The sequence below is a fragment of the Kitasatospora sp. NPDC051164 genome (genome assembly GCF_044455625.1).
Classification (GTDB): Bacteria; Actinomycetota; Actinomycetes; order Streptomycetales; family Streptomycetaceae; genus Kitasatospora.
Map to the genome: position 1 here is coordinate 22,710 of NZ_JBITFB010000030.1, position 19,365 is coordinate 42,074.

The following is a 19,365-nucleotide window of genomic DNA, read 5'->3' on the forward strand; positions in this document are numbered from 1 at the left end:
CCGTGCGGCCGTGCCCGACGGATGTCCTGGCCACCGGGGTGCGGGACGGGAAAACCCGGTGCTCAGGGCCTGTCCGCTGGGCAATACTTCGGCGGGTGTTCATGTCGATCTCCACCACCGGCAGCGCCGAGAACCCGGCCACGGATCTCGGGTTCCTGCTGCACAAGCACCCCGGCAAGGTCCAGCGGTTCACGACGTCGCACGGCGAGGCCCACGTCTTCTACCCCGAGGCGGGGGACGAGGTCTGCACGGCGGCGCTGCTGCTGGACATCGACCCGGTCGCGCTGGTCCGCAAGGGCCGGGGCGACGGCAAGGGGCGAGGCGGTTCGCCCGACTTCGCGCTCGCCCAGTACGTCAACGACCGCCCGTACGCCGCGTCCTCGCTGCTCGCGGTGGCGCTGCGGACGGTGTTCCGGTCGGCGATGAAGGGCGCCTGCCCGGCCCGCCCCGAACTGCCGGGGCAGACCCGCCCGCTGCGGATTGAGCTGCCCGCCGTGCCCGCGAACGGCGCGGGCGAGGGCGGCGGCCCGGCGATGGTGGCCCGGCTGTTCGAGCCGCTGGGCTGGCGGGTCGAGGCGACGGCGATCGCGCTGGACGAGGCGTTCCCGGCGTGGGGCGACTCCCGGTACGTGCGGATCGCACTCGCCTCCGACACCGTACGGCTCGCCGACGCGCTCCAGCAGCTCTACGTGCTGCTGCCGGTGCTGGACGGCGCCAAGCACTACTGGGTCGCGCCGGACGAGGTGGACAAGCTGCTCGCCGCCGGCGAGGGCTGGCTGGCCGTCCACCCGGAGCGTGCCCTGATCACCCGCCGCTACCTCGCCCGGCGCTGGTCGCTGACCCGGGCCGCGATGGAGCGCCTGGAGCTGGCCCGGCTCGCGGAGGCGGACGACCGCGAGGCCGAGGAGATCGACAACGCGGTCGACGACCGGCCTGCGGAGGAGACCGGTGGGGACAACGGCGGGGAGCGCAGCGAGGAGACCGCCGGATTGACCGGCCGGCAGGACGGCCGGGAGCACGCGGAGCCGGCGCAGCCCCGCCCGCCGTCCCTCGCCGAGCAGCGCCGGACCGCGATCCTCGACGCCCTGCGCGAGACGGGCGCCACCCGCGTCGCCGACCTCGGCTGCGGCCAGGGCGAGCTGATCGGAGAACTACTGAAGGACACCCGGTTCACCGAGATCCTCGGCGTGGACGTATCCGTACGGGCACTGCAGGCGGCCAATCGCAAGCTGCGCCTGGAGCGCCTACCGGAGCGGCAGGCCGCCCGGGTGAAGCTGGCGCAGGGCGCGCTGACGTACACCGACGCCCGGTTGAAGGGCTTCGACGCGGCGGTGCTGTGCGAGGTGATCGAGCACCTGGACCTGCCGCGGCTGCCCGCCCTGGAGTACGCCGTGTTCGGCGCCGCCCGTCCGGGGGCTGTCGTGGTCACCACGCCGAACGCCGAGTACAACGTCCGGTGGGACACCCTGCCGGCGGGCAGCGTCCGGCACGCCGACCACCGCTTCGAGTGGTCCCGCGCCGAGTTCCGCGCCTGGGCCGAGAAGGTCGCGGCCGCCTACGGCTACACCGTGCTGCTGCGCCCGGTCGGCCCGCAGGACGGGGAGGTCGGCGCACCGACCCAGCTCGCCCTGTTCACCGCCGCAGCGTCGACCGACACAGCGTCGACCGACACAGCGACGACCGCCGCAGCCACGACCGACACAGCGTCGACCGCCGCAGCCACGACCACCGCCACGACGACGCCCGAAGGAGGCGACCCCCGATGACCGACGCCGCAGTCGACGAAACGGCCGAGAGCGCCGCCCCCCGCCGCCTCCCCGTCACCGACGTCTCCCTCGTCGTCCTGATCGGCACCAGCGGCGCGGGCAAGTCCACCTTCGCCCGCCGCCACTTCCTGCCCACCCAGGTCGTCTCCTCCGACTTCTGCCGCGGCCTGGTCGCCGACGACGAGAACGACCAGTCCGCCTCTGCCGAGGCCTTCGACCTCCTGCACTACATCGTCGGCAAGCGCCTGGCGGCCGGCCGGCTGACCGTCGTGGACGCCACCAACGTGCAGCCCGAGGCGCGCCGCCAGCTGGTCCGGATCGCCCGCGAGCACGACGTGCTGCCGATCGCGATCGTCCTGGACGTCCCGCCGGGGGTGTGCGCCGAGCGCAACCGGTCCCGTCCGGACCGCCAACTGCCCGCCCACGTCATCCCGCGGCAGAACCGCGAGCTGCGCCGCTCCTTGCGCGGCCTGGAGCGCGAGGGCTTCCGCAAGGTGCACGTCCTGCGCGGCGAGGCCGAGGTCGCGTCGGCCGGGATCGAGCTGGAGAAGCGTTACAACGACCTGCGCCACCTCACCGGCCCGTTCGACATCGTGGGTGACATCCACGGCTGCCGCTCCGAGCTGGAGACGCTGCTGACCCGTCTCGGCTACGCCCTGACCCGGGACGCCGAGGGCCGCCCGGTGGACGCCGCGCATCCCGAGGGCCGGACCGCCGTCTTCGTCGGCGACCTGGTCGACCGGGGCCCCGACACCCCGGGCGTGCTGCGCCTGGTGATGGGCATGGTGGCGGCCGGCCACGCGATCTGCGTGCCCGGGAACCACGAGAACAAGCTCGGCCGGGCGATGGACGGCAGGAAGGTCACCGTCTCGCACGGCCTGCAGGAGTCGCTGGACCAGTTGGCGGGCGAGTCCGAGGAGTTCAAGGCCCAGGTGCGTGCCTTCATGCGCGGCCTGGTCAGCCACTACCTGCTGGACGGCGGCGCCCTGGTGGTCTGCCACGCCGGTCTGCCGGAGAAGTACCAGGGCCGCAACTCGGGCCGGGTCCGCTCGCACGCGCTGTACGGGGAGACCACCGGCGAGACCGACGAGTACGGCCTGCCGGTGCGCTACCCGTGGGCGGAGGAGTACCGCGGCCGGGCGCTGGTGGTCTACGGCCACACCCCGGTGCCGACGGCGAGCTTCGTCAACAACACCATCTGCCTGGACACCGGCTGCGTCTTCGGCGGCAGCCTGACCGCGCTGCGCTACCCGGAGCGCGAGCTGGTGAGCGTCGAGGCCGAGCGCGAGTGGTACGCCCCGGTGCGCCCGCTGATCACCGACGCGCCGGGCGCCCGCGAGGGCCGTCCGCTGGACCTCGCCGACGTGGCGGGGCGCCGGATCGTCGAGACGGCCCTGCACGGGCGGGTCGCCGTCCGGGAGGAGAACGCGGCGGCCGCACTGGAGGTGATGAGCCGCTTCGCGCTGGACCCGCGGCTGCTCGCCTACCTGCCGCCGACCATGGCGCCGAGCGCCACCTCCCGCCGGGACGGCTATCTGGAGCACCCGGAGGAGGCCTTCCTCGCCTACCGCGCGGACGGTGTGCGGCACCTCGTGTGCGAGGAGAAGCACATGGGCTCGCGCGCGGTGCTGCTGGTCGCCCGGGACGGGGCCGCGCTGGAGCGCCGCTTCGGCGTGGCCGGCCGGGGCGCGATCTGGACCCGCACCGGCCGCGCGTTCCTCGCCGACGACGGGCTGACCGCCGCCGTGCTCGACCGGGTCCGGGCGGCCGCCGAGCGCGCCGGCCTCTTCGAGGAACTGGGCACCGGCTGGCTGCTGCTGGACGCCGAGCTGATGCCGTGGTCGCTGAAGGCGGTGGAGCTGCTGCGCCGTCAGTACGCGGCGGTCGGCGCGGCGGCGGGCGCAGCCCTGCCGGAGGTGCTGTCCGCGCTGGAGCGTGCGGCCGGGCGAGGCCTGGACCTGGCCGGGCTGACCGCCCGCCAGCGGCAGCGCTCCGCCGACGCGCGGGCGTTCACCGAGGCGTACCGGCGTTACTGCTGGCCGACCGAGGGCCTGTCGGGCGTCCGGCTGGCGCCGTTCCAGCTGTTGGCCGCCGAGGGGGCGAACCTCGCGGTGCGCCCGCACGACGAGCACCTGGCCTGGATCGACGGCCTGGTGGCCGCCGACGATGCGGAGGAGCCCGTGCTGCGCCGCACCGGCCGGATCCTGGTGGACACCGAGGACGAGGCCTCGACGGCCGCCGCCACCGCCTGGTGGGAGGAGCTGACCGGGGCGGGCGGCGAGGGCATGGTGGTCAAGCCGCTGGCCTCGCTGGTGCGGACGTCTCGCGGCGAGGGCCGTCCGGGCGGGCTGGTGCAGCCCGGGGTGAAGGTGCGTGGCCGGGAGTACCTGCGGATCATCTACGGCCCGGACTACACCGAGCACCTCGACCGGTTGCGGCAGCGCGCGCTGGGCCACAAGCGCTCGCTGGCGCTGCGCGAGTACGCGCTGGGCCTGGAGGCACTGGACCGGCTGGCGGCGGGGGAGCCGCTGTGGCGGGTGCACGAGCCGGTTTTCGCGGTGCTGGCGCTGGAGTCCGAGCCGGTCGACCCGCGCCTGTAGCGGCAGCGGCTCCGGAACGCGGGTGAGGGGAGTCCCATCGGGTGGGGCTCCCCTCACCCGCTCCGCTTCTGTATAGAAATTCCGAGTATCGTATACACTTGCCAGCCTTCCCCTCGTCCCGTCACCCCAGGAGCCCGGTATGGCCTTCAACCTCCGGAACAGGCACTTCCTCAAGGAGCTCGACTTCACGCCCCAGGAGTTCCGCTTCCTGGTGGACCTCGCCGCCGGGCTCAAGGCGGCGAAGTACGCGGGCACCGAGCAGCCCCGGCTGCGCGGGAAGAACATCGCGCTGATCTTCGAGAAGACCTCCACCCGCACCCGCTGCGCCTTCGAGGTCGCCGCCCACGACCAGGGCGCCACCACCACCTACCTGGACCCGTCGGCCTCGCAGATCGGCCACAAGGAGTCCATCAAGGACACCGCCCGGGTGCTCGGCCGGATGTTCGACGGCATCCAGTACCGCGGCCACGGCCAGGAGGTCGTCGAGGAGCTCGCCGCGCACGCGGGCGTCCCGGTCTGGAACGGCCTCACCGACGAGTGGCACCCCACCCAGATGCTGGCCGACGTGCTCACCGTCACCGAGCACACCGTCAAGCCGCTGACCGACGTCGCCCTCGCCTACCTCGGCGACGCCCGCTCCAACATGGGCAACTCGCTGCTGGTCAGCGGCGCCCTGCTCGGCATGGACATCCGGATCGTCGCCCCGCGCGCGCTCTGGCCGACCGAGGACGTGCAGAAGTCGGCGCAGGCCCTGGCCGAGTCGACCGGCGCCCGGATCAGCCTGACCGAGGACGTGGCCGAGGGCGTGGCCGGCGTCGACTTCCTCTACACCGACGTCTGGGTCTCGATGGGCGAGCCCAAGGAGGTCTGGGCCGAGCGGATCGAGCAGCTCAAGCCCTACCAGGTCTCCATGGACACGGTCCGGGCCACCGGCAACCCGGCCGTGAAGTTCCTGCACTGCCTGCCCGCCTTCCACGACCTCGGCACGGTGGTCGGACGGCAGATGTACGAGGCGACCGGCATGACCGAGCTGGAGTGCACCGACGAGCTGTTCGAATCGCCGCACTCCATCGTGTTCGACCAGGCCGAGAACCGCCTGCACACCATCAAGGCGGTCCTGGTCGCCACCCTCGGCTCCTGAGCGGGCGGGCCGCTTCGGGGCACCGCCGGCTGCCGCGGTCCACGTCTCGAGAAGGCTCGAGAAGTCTCGAGAAGCTCCTGCGGGCTACTTCGCGAGCTTGACGCAGGCCACCCGGTCGCCCGCCGCGTGCGGGCCGGCCGGGGTGCCCGCGTGCAGCACCAGTGAGCGCGCCTCGCCCTGCCGCGGCTGCCAGTCCACCGCGGTCGTGGCAGTGCCCTCACCGCTCCCGTCGGTGCGCAGCACCAGTCGCAGTTCGTTGCGCGCGTTGGCGAACGCCGGGTCGGTGGACGGCTGCATCGGGTCGGCCACGTCCTGGTAGTGCGGCCCGGAGGATGCCGGGGCGGCCCCGCAGCTGCCGGTGTGCAGGTGCGCCGGGAACTCGTGGTCGGGGGCGAGCCCGGACACCGTCAGGGTGAGCACCGTCCGCCCGGGCAGCGAGCGGTCGGTGACGACCCGGGCATGCGAGCCGTACGGCACCAGGTCGTCCGCGTAGCTGATGGCGGCCGGCGGGACGAAGGCGGTGGCCGGGTCGAAGTCGGCCTCGACGACGGAGACCGGCGAGGCGGCGGGGGCGAGCAGGGCCAGTGGCAGCAGGGCGGCGGCGAGCGGAGCGGTCATCGGTCGGGCCTTCCACGGACAGGGCGACGGTCACCCTGCTAACGGCCCCGGCCCCCGAAGGACACCGCCGGCCCGTGAGGGAGAGCCGGCCGGGAGGGCCGGCAACCGCCCTCAGGCCGACTCGCGCCGGATCCCCCGGATCTCGCAGCGCGGCCCGCTGGCCCGCATCAGCCGCAGGTCGGCGGTGATCAGCGGCGCCCCGTACCGTTCGGCGACCGCGACGTAGGCGGCGTCGTCCGGGGTCAGGTTGTCCTTGAGCTCCCAGATCCGGCCGAGCAGCGGCGCCACCTCGACCTTGCGGATCGCCACCGCGGCCAGCTCGCCGGTGAGTTCGGCGACCCGTTCGGCGGTCAGTTCTTTGGCGAGGTAGAGCCCGCGCAGCGACTGCATCACCTCGACCACGATGTGCTCGGGCGCCAACCACTCGCCGTCGGCGGCGAGTTCGGCCCGGGCGGCGGCCCCGCGCGGGCCCTCGTCGGCCAGTGCCAGCACCAGCGCGGACGCGTCCACCACGATCATCGAAGGCCCCCTCTGCCGGTCACGTCACGGGTCACCGTACCCGGCCCCGGACTCGGCCCGCGGAGGCGGATGTCGACCGCGGTTCAGCGTCCGAGGAGGACTCCGGGCAGGAGTCCCGGCAGGAGCCCGGGCAGGAGGCCGGCGAGCATCGAGGCGGCGTTGGCGGTGGCGGAGGCGGCCCAGGGGAGTGCGGTGCGCGGCGACAGTCCGGTGAGCAGGGTGAGCAGGGCGCCCTCGACCAGGCAGACGCAGGCCTCGCCGAGCCCGAAGGCGGTCCAGTACGCTGCGGCGGGCCCGGTGGAATACGGCCGCAGGGAGTGCCACAGCAGCGGGTGCGTCGCCAGGTTGACCAGGACGGCGGCAACGGCGGCGCGGGACGCCCGCAGGCCGCCGGCCCGGGTGAGCGCGACGGTGTAGGCGGGGACCTCGACCAGCAGGGTCAGGGCCAGGGCGAGGGCGTAGGGCACGGCGGGGATCGTGCCACGGGGAGGGGACCATGGCCACCGAGGTCGCACCCGTACCGGCGTCGACGGCCGCGCCGGTGTGGCCCGCGCCCGGGCCGGCGGCCCGCCTGGGCGTCGCGCCGTTCGCGGGTTTCGCCCTGTCGGCGGCGGTGGCGCTGACGCTGGCCCTGCGGGCGCCGACCGGCCTGGCGGTGCTGGGGCTGGCCGCCTTCGGCCTGCTGCACAACGTGCTGGAGCTGCGCTACGTGGCGGGCCGCTTCGCCACTGTGCTGGCCGGCCCGCTGCTGCGGCTGCTGCTGGCGCTGGTGACCGGCATCGTGGTGTGCCGTCTGCTGCCGCCCTCCCGGGTGTCCCAGGGGGCGGAGATCCTGCTCGGTTACGGTCTGCTGGCGGCGGCCTGCCGGTACGGGCTGCGCGGTCGGCCGCGGCTGCTGGCGGGGAGCGCGGTGCTGCTGGTCGGGGCCGGGGCGGCCTCGCTGGCCTTTCCGGCGTACCACTTCGTGGTGCTGGCCCACCTGCACAACGTGGTGCCGCTGCTGTTCCTGGCGGAGTGGTCGCGCCGGCTGCGGCGGGGGCGGGCGGCGTTCCTGGTGTTGCAGGGCGTCTGGGTGCTGCTGGTGCCGGCCCTGCTGCTGAGCGGCCTGTTGGACGGCCTGTTGTCGCAGCGCCCGGGCGGTTGGACGGACCGGCTGGCGGCCGCCTACACCCCGCCGGCCTGGCTGACGCCGGAGGCGGGCCTGCGCTTCCTGGCGGTGTTCGCCTTCCTGCAGACGATGCACTACGTCGTCTGGGTCTGGTTCCTGCCCCGGTACGCGCCGGAGGCGGCGGAGCGTTTCGACGCCCGGGTGCCCGCGTTGCGCGGTGTGCGGGCGTGGGCGCTGGGTGCGGGGGCCGGCGTGCTGTTGGCGCTGCTGTTCGCGGTGGACTACGCGCAGGGCCGGTCGCTGTATGCGGCGCTGGCCGGTTACCACGCGTACCTGGAGTTCCCGGTGCTGCTGATGCTGGTTCTGGGCCTCGGCGCGGAGCAGGCGCCTACCGATCGGAGCGCGGATGGAGCGGAGGTGAAGACATGAGGACGATCCTGCTGGCGGACATCGCCCCCTCGCCGACCGGCGGTTCCGGTGGTGAGCTTGTGGTGGTGCTGCTGATGGCAGCCGCGGTGGTGGCGGGTGCGGTCTGGCTGATCAGGCTGGAGCGCAAGCGGCGCGGCCCGGACGACGAGTGAGTCACGGCATGCACTATGGTTTATCTCGACATCGAGATAACTGCCCCTTACGATATATCTCGACATCAAGATACTTGCCGAGAGGCGCTCACCGGCGATGCGGGCAAGGTCGGCCTAAGTAAGGCTGACCTTACCACCGCGTGGCGGCCGGATATCGCACGAAGCACCCAGAAGGAGTCAGTCGTGTCCGCGAACAGCTTCGACGCCCGCAGCTCGCTGCAGGTGGGCGACGAGTCGTACGAGATCTTCAAGCTCTCCGCCGTCGAGGGTTCCGAGCGGCTGCCGTACAGCCTCAAGGTGCTGCTGGAGAACCTGCTCCGCACGGAGGACGGCGCGAACATCACCGCCGACCACATCCGCGCCCTCGGCAACTGGGACAACAACGCCCAGCCGAGCCAGGAGATCCAGTTCACCCCGGCCCGCGTGATCATGCAGGACTTCACCGGTGTCCCGTGCGTGGTCGACCTCGCCACCATGCGTGAGGCCGTCAAGGAGCTGGGCGGCGACCCGGCCAAGATCAACCCGCTGGCCCCGGCCGAGCTGGTCATCGACCACTCGGTCATCGCCGACAAGTTCGGCACCAAGGACGCGTTCACCCAGAACGTCGAGATCGAGTACGGCCGCAACAAGGAGCGCTACCAGTTCCTGCGCTGGGGCCAGACCGCCTTCGACGAGTTCAAGGTCGTCCCGCCGGGCACCGGCATCGTCCACCAGGTGAACATCGAGCACCTGGCCCGCACCATCATGGTCCGCGGCGGCCAGGCCTACCCGGACACCTGTGTCGGCACCGACTCGCACACCACCATGGTCAACGGCCTGGGCGTGCTGGGCTGGGGCGTCGGCGGCATCGAGGCCGAGGCCGCCATGCTCGGCCAGCCGGTCTCCATGCTGATCCCGCGCGTGGTCGGCTTCAAGCTGACCGGTGAGCTGCCGGCCGGCACCACCGCCACCGACCTGGTGCTCACCATCACCGAGATGCTGCGCAAGCACGGTGTGGTCGGCAAGTTCGTCGAGTTCTACGGCGACGGCATCGGCTCGATCCCGCTGGCCAACCGCGCCACCATCGGCAACATGTCGCCGGAGTTCGGCTCGACCTGCGCGATCTTCCCGATCGACACCGAGACCATCAACTACCTGCGCCTGACCGGCCGTGACGAGCAGCAGCTCGCCCTGGTCGAGGCCTACGCCAAGGAGCAGGGCCTCTGGCACGACCCGTCGGTCGAGCCGGTCTACTCCGAGTACCTCGAGCTGGACGTCTCCACCGTCGTCCCGTCGATCTCCGGCCCGAAGCGCCCGCAGGACCGCGTGATCCTGGCCGAGGCCGCGAGCAAGTTCGCCGAGGCGCTGCCGACCTACTCCGCCGAGGCCTCGAAGCCGACCGCCGTCACCGCCCCCGACGGCTCGACCTACGAGATCGACAACGGCGCGGTCGTGATCGCCTCGATCACCTCCTGCACCAACACCTCCAACCCCTCCGTCATGCTGGGCGCCGCCCTGCTGGCGAAGAAGGCCGTGGAGAAGGGCCTGCACGTCAAGCCCTGGGTCAAGACCACCCTGGCGCCCGGCTCCAAGGTCGTCATGGACTACTACGAGAAGGCCGGCCTGCTCCCGTACATGGAGAAGCTGGGCTTCAACCTGGTCGGCTACGGCTGCGTCACCTGCATCGGCAACTCGGGCCCGCTGCCCGAGGAGGTCTCGGCCGCCGTCAACGAGGCCGACCTGGCGGTCGTCTCGGTGCTCTCCGGCAACCGCAACTTCGAGGGCCGGATCAACCCCGACGTCAAGATGAACTACCTGGCCTCCCCGCCGCTGGTGGTCGCCTACGCCCTCGCCGGCAACATGAACGTCGACATCACCAAGGACGCCCTGGGCCAGGACGCCGACGGCAACGACGTCTTCCTCGCCGACATCTGGCCGACCGAGCAGGAGGTCGCCGACACCGTCGCCGGCTCCATCGACGAGGCCATGTTCGACAAGGGCTACCAGGACGTCTTCGCCGGCGACCACCGCTGGCAGTCGCTCCCGGTCCCGACCGGCAACACCTTCGAGTGGGACGCCGAGTCCACTTACGTCCGCAAGCCCCCGTACTTCGAGGGCATGGCCAAGACCCCGAGCCCGGTGACCGACATCGCCGGCGCCCGCGTCCTGGCCAAGCTGGGCGACTCGGTCACCACCGACCACATCTCCCCGGCCGGCAACATCAAGCCGGGCACCCCGGCGGCGCAGTACCTGACCGCCAACGGTGTCGAGAAGCGCGACTTCAACTCCTACGGTTCCCGTCGTGGCAACCACGAGGTGATGATCCGCGGCACCTTCGCCAACATCCGCCTGCGCAACCAGATCGCGCCGGGCACCGAGGGCGGCTACACCCGCGACTTCACCCAGGCCGACGCGCCGGTGTCGTTCATCTACGACGCCTCGCAGAACTACCAGGCCGCCGGCACCCCGCTGGTCGTCCTGGCCGGCAAGGAGTACGGCTCCGGCTCGTCCCGCGACTGGGCCGCCAAGGGCACCGCGCTGCTCGGCGTCAAGGCCGTCATCGCCGAGTCCTACGAGCGCATCCACCGCTCGAACCTGATCGGCATGGGCGTCCTGCCGCTGCAGTTCCCGGAGGGCGAGAACGCCGACTCCCTCGGCCTCACCGGCGAGGAGACCTTCTCCTTCACCGGCGTGACCGAGCTCAACGAGGGCCGCACCCCGAAGACCGTCAAGGTCACGGCCGTCGCCGCGGACGGGGCCGTCAAGGAGTTCGACGCGGTCGTCCGCATCGACACCCCCGGTGAGGCGGACTACTACCGCAACGGCGGCATCCTGCAGTACGTGCTGCGCTCGCTCATCGGCTGAGCCGACGCCTAGCGCCTGAAGGGGCCGGACCGCACACCGCGGTCCGGCCCTTTTCGCATGCCGCACCGGCCTCCGCAGGCAGCACCGGCACCGACTTCCGCGTGCCGCACCGGCCTCCGCAGGCAGCACCGCCTTGGGCACGCCATGCAAAAGGGGGCCCACCGCACGGGTGGGCCCCCTTCGCGCGAGGACCGTCAGGCCCGGTCGCAGGCCTGCGCCCGCAGCGCGCGGGCCAGGTCGTCACGGCGCTCCAGCACCAGGCGGCGCAGCGCCGGCGCGGCCTGCGGGTGCCCGTCCAGCCAGGCGTCGGCCTCGGCCAGGGTCTGCTCGTCCGTGTGGGCGCCCGGGAAGAAGCCGGCGACGAAGCGGATCGCGATCTCGATGGTCCGATCGGCCCAGATCTTCTCCAGCAGCTTGAAGTACGGGGCCGCGTAGAGGGTGGTCAGGTCGCGGTGGGCGGGCAGGGCGAAGCCCGCGATGTTGGCCTCGACCAGGGCGTTCGGCAGCTCGTCCGAGTCGACCACGGCCGACCAGGCGGCGGCCTTGGCCTCCGGGGTGGGCCGGGCGGCCAAGCACTGGGTGTACTGGCGCCTGCCGCTCGCGGTGTTGTCGGCGGCCAGCTCGGCGGCCAGCTCCTCGTCGGTGGCCTGGCCGGCGGCGGCCAGGGCCAGCCACAGCGACCAGCGCAGCTCCTGGTCGACGTCCAGGCCGTCGATCCGGGCGCTGCCGGCCAGCAGGCCGCGGACCAGGCCGAGGTGCTCGGCGCCGCCCGCGGTCTGGGCGAGGAAGCGGGCCCAGGCCAGCTGGTGATCGCTGCCGGGGACGGCGTCGCGCAGCTCGCGCAGGGCGCCGTCGGCGAGCAGCCGGCCGCCCTCGCCGCGCCAGGCCGGGTCGGCGTACAGGTCGACGGCGGTCTTGGCCTGGCCGTGCAGCGACTGCAGCACGCCGATGTTGCCCTCCTGGCCGGCGAAGCGCAGCACCAGGGCGACGTAGTCGCGGGCCGGCATCAGGCCGTCCCGGGTGAGGTTCCAGACGGCGGACCACGCGAGGGCGCGGGACAGCTCGTCGTGGATGTCGCCGAGGCCGGTGCGCAGGGTTTCCAGGGAGTCCCCGTCGAAGCGGATCTTGCAGTAGGTCAGGTCGTCGTCGTTGAGCAGGACGAGCGCCGGGCGGGGGCGGCCGGCCGCCTCGGTGACGACGGTGCGGGCGCCGGTGACGTCCAGCTCGATCCGCGCGGTGCGCACCAGGGCGCCGTCGGCGTCCCGGTCGTACAGGCCGACCGCGATCCGGTGCGGGCGGAGGACATCGCCGTCCTGCAGGACGGCGAGCTCGGTGATCCGGCCCTCGGCATCGGTGGTGACCTGCGGGGTGAGCGCGTTGACGCCGGCGGTCTGCAGCCAGGCGGCGGCCCAGGCCTTGAGGTCGCGGCCGCTGGTCTCCTCCAGGATGTCCAGCAGGTCGGTGAGTTCGGTGTTGCCGAAGGCGTGGCGCTTGAAGTAGCGGCGGGCGCCCTCGAAGAAGGCCTCCGAACCGGCGTACGCCACCAGCTGCTTGAGGACGGAGGCGCCCTTGGCGTAGGTGATGCCGTCGAAGTTGAGCTTGGCGTCCTCGAGGTCGCGGATGTCCGCGGTGATCGGGTGCGTGGTGGGGAACTGGTCCTGCCGGTAGGCCCAGGCCTTGCGCTGGTTGGCGAAGGTGACCCAGGCGGAGGAGTAGCGGGTGCGGGCGCCGATCAGGCCGTAGGAGCCCATGAAGTCGGCGAAGGACTCCTTCAGCCACAGGTCGTCCCACCAGCGCATGGTGACCAGGTCGCCGAACCACATGTGCGCCATCTCGTGCAGGATGACGTTGGCCCGGCCCTCGTAGGCGGCGTCGGTGACCTTCGAGCGGAAGACGAACTCCTCGCGGAAGGTGACGCAGCCGGGGTTCTCCATCGCGCCGATGTTGTACTCGGGGACGAAGGCCTGGTCGTACTTGCCGAAGGGGTACGGGTAGTCGAACTCCTCGTGGAAGAAGTCGAGTCCGAGCTTGGTGACGCCGAGGATCTCGTCCGCGTCGAAGTACGGGGCGAGGGACTTGCGGCACATCGCGGAGAGCGGGATCTCCAGGGTGGTGCCGTCGGCGAGTTCGCGGCTGTAGTGGTCGCGGGCGACGTGGTACGGGCCGGCGACGACCGCGGTGAGGTAGGTGGAGATCGGCTTGGTCGGCGCGAACTCCCAGGTGCGACCGCCGCCCTGCCCGGTGCCGTCCTGCCCGGTGGCGTCCTCGGCGGTGACGCCCTCGTGCGGGGCGTTGGACCAGACGTCCCAGGCGGCCGGGGCGGTCACCGTGAAGGTGAACGGGGCCTTCAGGTCGGGCTGTTCGAAGGTCGCGAACACCCGGCGGGCGTCGGCCGGCTCGTAGTGGGTGTAGAGGTAGGTCTCGCCGTCCACGGGGTCGACGAAGCGGTGCAGGCCCTCGCCGGTGCGACTGTACGCGCAGTCCGCCTCGATGGTCAGCACGTTCTCGGCGGCGAGGCCGTCGACGTGCACCCGGGCGCCGTCGTAGGCGGTGGCCGGGTCGAGGGCGCGCCCGTTGAGGGTGACCGCGCGGACGGCCGGGGCCAGCAGGTCGAGGAAGGTGTCCGCGCCGGGCTCGGAGCAGCGGAACGTGATCGTGGTGGCGGAGCGGAACGTGGCGGCGGCCGGGTCCGGGGCCGAGGTCACGTCGAGCCGGACGCGGTAGCCGTCCACGGCCAGGATGCTGGCCCGCTGCTGGGCTTCGTCGCGGCTGAGGTTCTTGCCCGGCACGGCGGTACTCCTTTGTCCGGCTCGCACGGTGGTGCGCGGGTGGGTGGTGCGGTCTCGGTGCGCGGTGTCCTCCGCGCACGCGGGGACATCCTTTCACGCTCCTCGCCGTCGGTACCATTGCACAGACCGACGCGTCGGTACCGGAATCAGCGGCGCCGGGCGGGTGTTGAGCCTCTGGGGGAGTTCACCCCTGCCCGGATCACCTGACGAAGGACGACTCGCAGTGACGACTGCCGCTGAGCGCAAGACCGCCGACTTCTGGTTCGACCCGGCCTGCCCGTGGGCGTGGATGACCTCCCGCTGGCTGATCGAGGTTCAGCAGCTGCGCCCGGTCGACGTGCGCTGGCACGTGATGAGCCTGTCGGTGCTGAACGAGCACCGGGACCTCCCGGAGAACTACCGGGCCCTGCTGGACAACGCCTGGGGCGCGGTGCGGGTGTGCATCGCCGCCGCCGAACAGCACGGCGAGGAGGTGCTCGGCCGGCTCTACACCGAGCTGGGCCTGCGCTTCCACAACCAGGGCCTGCCGCAGAACCGGGAGACCATAACCGCCGCCCTGGTGGCCGCGGGCCTGCCCGCCGAGCTGGCCGACGCGGCCGACACGGACAAGTACGACGAAGCCCTGCGCGCCTCCCACAAGGAGGGCATCACCCTGGTCGGCGAGGACGTCGGCACCCCGGTGATCGCGGTCGAGGGCGTGGACGGCGACCGGGTCGCCTTCTTCGGCCCGGTGGTCACCCCCGCCCCGAAGGGCGAGGCCGCGGCCCGCCTGTGGGACGGCACCCTGCTGGTGGCCTCCACCCCCGGCTTCTACGAGATCAAGCGCACCCGGACGGCAGGCCCGTCCTTCGAGTAGCCCTGGCGTCGAGCAGCTCCGGCTTCGGGTAGCCCCGGCGTCGAGTGGCTGTGACGCCGGCGACGGCGACGCGAGAGGGCCCGGTACCGAGCGTCGGTACCGGGCCCTGTCGCATGTGCGGGACTCAGCCGGCGGCGGCGTCCCGGCGCTGCTTGAGCAGACCGGAGACGACCAGCACCGCGACCAGTACGCCGGCCGCGTACAGCTGCTGCCGGTTGCCCTCGGTGGTGGTCATCAGCGCGAGGATGCCGGCCACGCCGGCCATCGCGACCCAGGTCAGGTACGGGTAGCCCCACATCTTCACGGTGAGCAGCTCGGGCGTCTCGCGCTCCAGCCGGCGTCGCATCCGCAGCTGGACCACGCAGATGAACAGCCAGACCACCAGGATCGCCACGCCGGTGGTGTTCATCAGCCAGGTGAACACGGTGTCCGGCCAGAACTTGGCGGCCAGGACGGCGCCGAAGCCGAACAGGCAGGAGGCGAGCACGGCCCGGCGCGGCACCCCGCCGCTGACCTTGGCCAGCGCCTTGGGGCCCTGGCCGCGGCCGACCAGCGAGTACGCCATCCGGGAGGCGCCGTAGATGTTGGCGTTCATCGCGGACAGCAGTGCGATCAGCACCACGACCTGCATGATCGCCCCGGCGCCGGGCACCCCGAGGTGGCGCAGCACGGTGACGTACGGGCCGTCGGCGACGACCGCCGGGTCCTTCCAGGAGACCAGGGTGACCACCAGGGCCATCGAGCCGATGTAGAAGATCGCGATCCGCCACACCGCGGTGCGCACGGCGTTGGCGACGTTCTTCTTGGGGTCGTCGGACTCGGCGGCGGCGATGGTGACGGTCTCCAGACCGCCGTACGCGAAGACCGAGGCGAGCAGGCCGACGATCAGTCCGCTGACGCCGGTGGGCAGGAAGCCGCCGTGGCCGGTGAGGTTGCCGGTGCCGGGGGTGCCGGGGCCGATCACCCCGGCGATGCCGAGTCCGCCGAGCACCAGGAAGGCGATGATCGCGGCGACCTTGACGGTGGCGAACCAGAACTCGAACTCGCCGAAGTTCTTCACCGCGGTGAGGTTGCTGGCGCAGAAGAAGACCATGAACAGGGCGACCCAGACCCAGGAGGAGACGCCCGGCACCCAGCCGTTGACGATCTTCCCGGCGGCGGTGGCCTCGGCGGCGACGCCGCAGCAGAGCATCACCCAGTACATCCAGCCCGCCGTGATCCCGGCCCACGGGCCGATCTCCTTCTCGGCGTGCACCGAGAACGAGCCGGAGGCGGGGCGGGCCGCGGACATCTCGCCGAGCATCCGCATGATCAGCATGACCAGCAGGCCGGAGAGCACGAAGGCCAGGATGATTGCCGGGCCGGCGGCCGCGATGCCCGCGCCGGAGCCGACGAAGAGGCCCGCGCCGATCACACCGCCGAGGGCGATCATCGACAGGTGGCGCTGCTTCAGCCCGTGGGAGAGCTGCTGGCTACCCGACGCCGGTTGGGTGGCATCGGCGGTCCCGGACGCCGGGGGCGCGGAGGTGGGGGCCATAGGGGCGGTTCCAGACTGTGCGGTATGCGGCATGAGTTGTCCAATATCCGGGGCCACCTCTGTCCATGCCAAGCACGTCCGGCCCGGGCCCACATTGCGGACCGGGCGGCCACACGGAGTGGCCGAGGCGTGACCGCGCGTCGTTTCGGGCCGGTTCCGACAACACCCGAGGGCGGGGCTTTGTCCGAAACCGTGAACGGTCGCGCAGTGGATCACCACGTAGGTTCACAGGTGTTCACTCACCCGGCCCCACGGAGGAGCCCCCCGATGGCCACTGCCACCACCCCGACTGCCGGCACCTCGATAGGGCGCCGCGCCGTCCTCGCCGACCTGCTGCCCGCCGCCGCCACCCGCCTCGGCGGCCAGGTCCGCGACCTGGCCCTGGTGGCCGGCGGCGCCGCGCTGACCGGCGTGGCCGCCCAGCTGTCGGTGAACGTCCCCGGCTCGCCGGTGCCGGTCACCGGCCAGACCTTCGCCGCCCTGCTGGTCGGCACCGCGCTCGGCGCCCGCCGCGGCGTGGCCTCGCTCGCCCTCTACCTGCTCGCCGGCATGGCCGGCCTGCCCTGGTTCGCCGAGGGCACCTCCGGCTGGGCGATGCCCTCGTTCGGCTACGTGCTCGGATTCGTCCTCGCCGCCGCCCTGACCGGTGCGCTGGCCCGCCGTGGCGCCGACCGCACCCCGGTGAACACCGCGGTCACCATGGTCCTCGGCAGCCTCGCCATCTACGCGGTCGGCGTCCCGTACCTGGCCCTGTCGCTGCACGTGTCGCTCGCCCGCGCCGCCGAGCTCGGCCTCTACCCGTACCTGGTCGGCGACGCCCTCAAGGCCGCCTTCGCCGCCGGTGCCCTGCCGCTGGCCTGGAAGCTCCTCGGCCGGCGCTGAAGCCCGCGTCGTCCGTCCGGTGGGCGGGCCCCGGCCCCCGTTGTCGGGCCCGGGCGCACGCGCATGCCACACTCATGGCATGCGCGTGTACCTGGGCTCCGACCATGCCGGATACGAACTGAAGAACCACCTCGTGGAGTGGCTGAAGGAGGCGGGCCACGAGCCGGTCGACTGCGGGCCGCACATCTACGACGCCGAGGACGACTACCCGCCGTTCTGCCTGCGCGCCGCCGAGCGCACCGCCGCCGACCCCGAGGCGCTGGGCATCGTGATCGGCGGCTCGGGCAACGGCGAGGCGATCGCCGCCAACAAGGTCGAGGGCGTCCGGGCCGCGCTGGCCTGGAGCACCCAGACCGCCGAGCTCGGCCGCCAGCACAACAACGCCAACGTGATCTCCATCGGCGGCCGCATGCACACGCAGGAGGAGGCCACCAAGTTCGTCGAGGTCTTCCTCAACACCCCCTACAGCGGCGAGCCGCGGCACACCCGCCGGATCGAGATGCTGAGCGAGTACGAGACCACCGGCGAGCTTCCGCCGATCCCGGCCCACCACCCCCAGGGCTGATCTCCCCCCACCCCCGTCCTCCACGGCCGGCCGCACCCTCCCGTGCGGCCGGCCGCCGCCGTCCCGGGCGCCCCGGCCCTGCCCGCCCTGTGGGATCGGCCACAGGCCACCGGCGCGCGCACGATCCCGCGCGCGGGGCGCACACGCCGCCCGCAGGTTTCGTCCGCCCAACGGGCGTACGCCTCCTGACGGCCCGCCCGCCACCACGTCCATCGGCCGAATCCCGCCGAGCGCCCCGCACTCCGGCGCCCCCGTCCGCGTCCGAGCCGTCGACGCCGGGCCGTGCCCGTGGATAGGGTCGTGCCCCATGGCTGGCAGACCGCCGGGCGCACCGCCCCAGACGACTGCGACGAGGCCCGGCGCCGCCCCGGCGTCCGACCCCGTGACGGCCCGGTTGCGCAAGAAGCTCCGCCGGGTCCGCCGAAGGCTGCGCACGGCCGGTGTCGACTACTTCCGCGGCGGCGCCGCCGACTGGCCGGTGCTCTGCGCGCTCGCCCTGCTCGTCCCGCTGCTGATCCTGCTCAACATCTGGCTCCCCGACTGGGCCCCGCCCACCTCCCTGGTCCTGCCGATCCTGGCCGGCGCGCTGCTGCTGCGCCCCGGCAGCCTGGTGGTGCTCTACGCGCTGGCCGCGCTCGGGCTGTCCGCCGAGTCCGTGATCCACACCGGCCAGCGGGTCGCCAGCGACAACCCGGAGGCCTACGTCTACGGCGTCACCCCGGGCGCGGCCCTGGTGGTCGGCGCCGCCGGGGTGGGCGGCCTGCTGCTGGCCCAGTTCCGGGCCCGGGTCGGCGTGCCCTGGTGGGGCGGCTCCACCATGCTCTTCGACCTGCGCGAGCGGCTGCGGGTGCAGAGCCGGGTGCCCGAGCTGCCGGACGGCTGGCACGCGGACATGGCGCTGCGCCCGGCCGGCGGCCAGTCCTTCTCCGGGGACTTCGTGGTCGCCGCCCGGACCGGCCCCGGCCGGCGGCTGCTGGAGGTGGTCCTGGCGGACGTCTCCGGCAAGGGCATGGACGCCGGCTCCCGCGCGCTGCTGCTCTCCGGCGCCTTCGGCGGCCTGGTCGGCTCCCTGCCCGCGCACGACTTCCTGCCCGCCGCCAACGGCTACCTGCTTCGCCAGTGCTGGGAGGAGGGCTTCGCCACCGCCGTCCACCTGGTGCTGGACCTGGACACCGGCGAGTACGAGCTGCTGTCGGCCGGGCACCTGCCGGGCATGCAGCGCCTCGCGGGCGCCGGCCGCTGGGAGGTCAAGGAGGCCGAGGGCCCGCTGCTCGGGATCTACGACGGCGCCAAGTTCGAGGGCGTGCGCGGCCGGCTGAACCGGGGCGACGTCCTGCTGCTGTGTACCGACGGCATGGTCGAGGCGCCGGGCCGGGACCTCACGGAGGGCATGGACCGGCTGATGGGGGAGGCGGACCGGCTGGTGCCGGGCGGCGGCGGGGGCGCGGGCGCGGGTGCCGCGGCCGGACTGATCGAGACGGTCGCCCGGGACATCAACGACGACCGCGCGGTGCTGCTGCTCTGGCGCGACTGAGCGGCTGAGCGTCCGCGCGACCGCG

15 protein-coding genes are annotated in these 19,365 nt (G+C 72.8%); 10 read left to right on the plus strand and 5 right to left on the minus strand.

Annotated elements, in window-relative coordinates; translation table 11 throughout:
* The first annotated feature begins 95 nt into the window (after positions 1 to 95).
* The 3 genes from ACIBEC_RS35765 (at position 96) to argF (ending at position 5,507) form a co-directional block, all read left to right on the plus strand.
* Complete coding sequence (locus ACIBEC_RS35765) at positions 96 to 1,766, plus strand: 3' terminal RNA ribose 2'-O-methyltransferase Hen1 (protein ID WP_360504057.1); 1,671 nt, start codon at positions 96 to 98, stop codon at positions 1,764 to 1,766.
* Positions 1,763 to 4,366, plus strand: a complete 2,604-nt coding sequence (locus ACIBEC_RS35770; RefSeq protein ID WP_360504058.1) for a polynucleotide kinase-phosphatase — start codon at positions 1,763 to 1,765, stop codon at positions 4,364 to 4,366. Before ACIBEC_RS35765 ends, ACIBEC_RS35770 begins: the two co-directional genes overlap by 4 nt.
* A 139-nt stretch (positions 4,367 to 4,505) precedes the next feature.
* Positions 4,506 to 5,507 (plus strand): ornithine carbamoyltransferase, encoded by a 1,002-nt coding sequence (gene argF, locus ACIBEC_RS35775; RefSeq protein WP_360504060.1) that lies wholly within the window; start codon positions 4,506 to 4,508, stop codon positions 5,505 to 5,507.
* Between the two features lie 84 nt (positions 5,508 to 5,591).
* On the opposite strand, the gene ACIBEC_RS35780 is transcribed toward argF, so the two are convergent.
* The 3 genes from ACIBEC_RS35780 to ACIBEC_RS35790 all read right to left on the minus strand — a co-directional run bounded on the left by ACIBEC_RS35780 (position 5,592) and on the right by ACIBEC_RS35790 (position 7,111).
* The gene (locus tag ACIBEC_RS35780) at positions 5,592 to 6,125 is read right to left on the minus strand and encodes a superoxide dismutase family protein (protein WP_360504062.1); all 534 of its coding nucleotides are present in this window, start codon (positions 6,123 to 6,125) and stop codon (positions 5,592 to 5,594) included.
* Positions 6,126 to 6,236: 111 nt separating this feature from the next.
* Positions 6,237 to 6,644, minus strand: coding sequence for a type II toxin-antitoxin system VapC family toxin (locus ACIBEC_RS35785; protein ID WP_360504064.1), 408 nt, complete (start codon positions 6,642 to 6,644; stop codon positions 6,237 to 6,239).
* An 83-nt stretch (positions 6,645 to 6,727) separates the two neighbouring features.
* Positions 6,728 to 7,111, minus strand: coding sequence for a hypothetical protein (locus ACIBEC_RS35790; protein ID WP_360504066.1), 384 nt, complete (start codon positions 7,109 to 7,111; stop codon positions 6,728 to 6,730).
* 29 nt (positions 7,112 to 7,140) lie between these two features.
* Here ACIBEC_RS35790 and ACIBEC_RS35795 point away from each other — a divergent pair, with 29 nt between their 5' ends.
* The 3 genes from ACIBEC_RS35795 to acnA all read left to right on the plus strand — a co-directional run bounded on the left by ACIBEC_RS35795 (position 7,141) and on the right by acnA (position 11,177).
* Positions 7,141 to 8,181, plus strand: coding sequence for a hypothetical protein (locus ACIBEC_RS35795; protein WP_360504068.1), 1,041 nt, complete (start codon positions 7,141 to 7,143; stop codon positions 8,179 to 8,181).
* Positions 8,178 to 8,333 (plus strand): hypothetical protein, encoded by a 156-nt coding sequence (locus tag ACIBEC_RS35800; RefSeq protein ID WP_360504070.1) that lies wholly within the window; start codon positions 8,178 to 8,180, stop codon positions 8,331 to 8,333. The genes ACIBEC_RS35795 and ACIBEC_RS35800 overlap by 4 nt, the downstream gene beginning before the upstream one ends.
* Before the next feature lie 183 nt (positions 8,334 to 8,516).
* The gene (acnA, locus tag ACIBEC_RS35805) at positions 8,517 to 11,177 is read left to right on the plus strand and encodes an aconitate hydratase AcnA (RefSeq protein ID WP_360504072.1); all 2,661 of its coding nucleotides are present in this window, start codon (positions 8,517 to 8,519) and stop codon (positions 11,175 to 11,177) included.
* A 194-nt stretch (positions 11,178 to 11,371) separates the two neighbouring features.
* Here acnA and pepN read toward each other — a convergent pair whose 3' ends face one another.
* A complete protein-coding gene (pepN, locus tag ACIBEC_RS35810) occupies positions 11,372 to 13,966 on the minus strand; it encodes an aminopeptidase N (protein WP_360504074.1) in 2,595 nt (864 codons plus the stop codon).
* 223 nt (positions 13,967 to 14,189) lie between these two features.
* Between pepN and ACIBEC_RS35815 the strand changes: the two genes are divergently transcribed.
* Positions 14,190 to 14,822, plus strand: coding sequence for a DsbA family protein (locus tag ACIBEC_RS35815; RefSeq protein WP_360504076.1), 633 nt, complete (start codon positions 14,190 to 14,192; stop codon positions 14,820 to 14,822).
* Between the two features lie 124 nt (positions 14,823 to 14,946).
* Here the strand turns inward: ACIBEC_RS35815 and ACIBEC_RS35820 are convergent, their stop codons facing one another.
* A complete protein-coding gene (locus ACIBEC_RS35820) occupies positions 14,947 to 16,359 on the minus strand; it encodes an amino acid permease (protein WP_396289820.1) in 1,413 nt (470 codons plus the stop codon).
* A gap of 267 nt (positions 16,360 to 16,626) precedes the next feature.
* On the opposite strand from ACIBEC_RS35820, the gene ACIBEC_RS35825 reads away from it, so the two are divergent.
* The 3 genes from ACIBEC_RS35825 to ACIBEC_RS35835 all read left to right on the plus strand — a co-directional run bounded on the left by ACIBEC_RS35825 (position 16,627) and on the right by ACIBEC_RS35835 (position 19,340).
* A complete protein-coding gene (locus tag ACIBEC_RS35825; protein WP_360504078.1) occupies positions 16,627 to 17,241 on the plus strand; it encodes a biotin transporter BioY in 615 nt (204 codons plus the stop codon).
* 79 nt (positions 17,242 to 17,320) lie between these two features.
* A complete protein-coding gene (locus ACIBEC_RS35830; protein WP_360504080.1) occupies positions 17,321 to 17,806 on the plus strand; it encodes a ribose-5-phosphate isomerase in 486 nt (161 codons plus the stop codon).
* A 307-nt stretch (positions 17,807 to 18,113) separates the two neighbouring features.
* Entirely contained in the window at positions 18,114 to 19,340 is a 1,227-nt protein-coding gene (locus ACIBEC_RS35835) for a PP2C family protein-serine/threonine phosphatase (protein WP_360504082.1), read from the plus strand.
* The last annotated feature ends 25 nt before the right edge of the window (positions 19,341 to 19,365 follow it).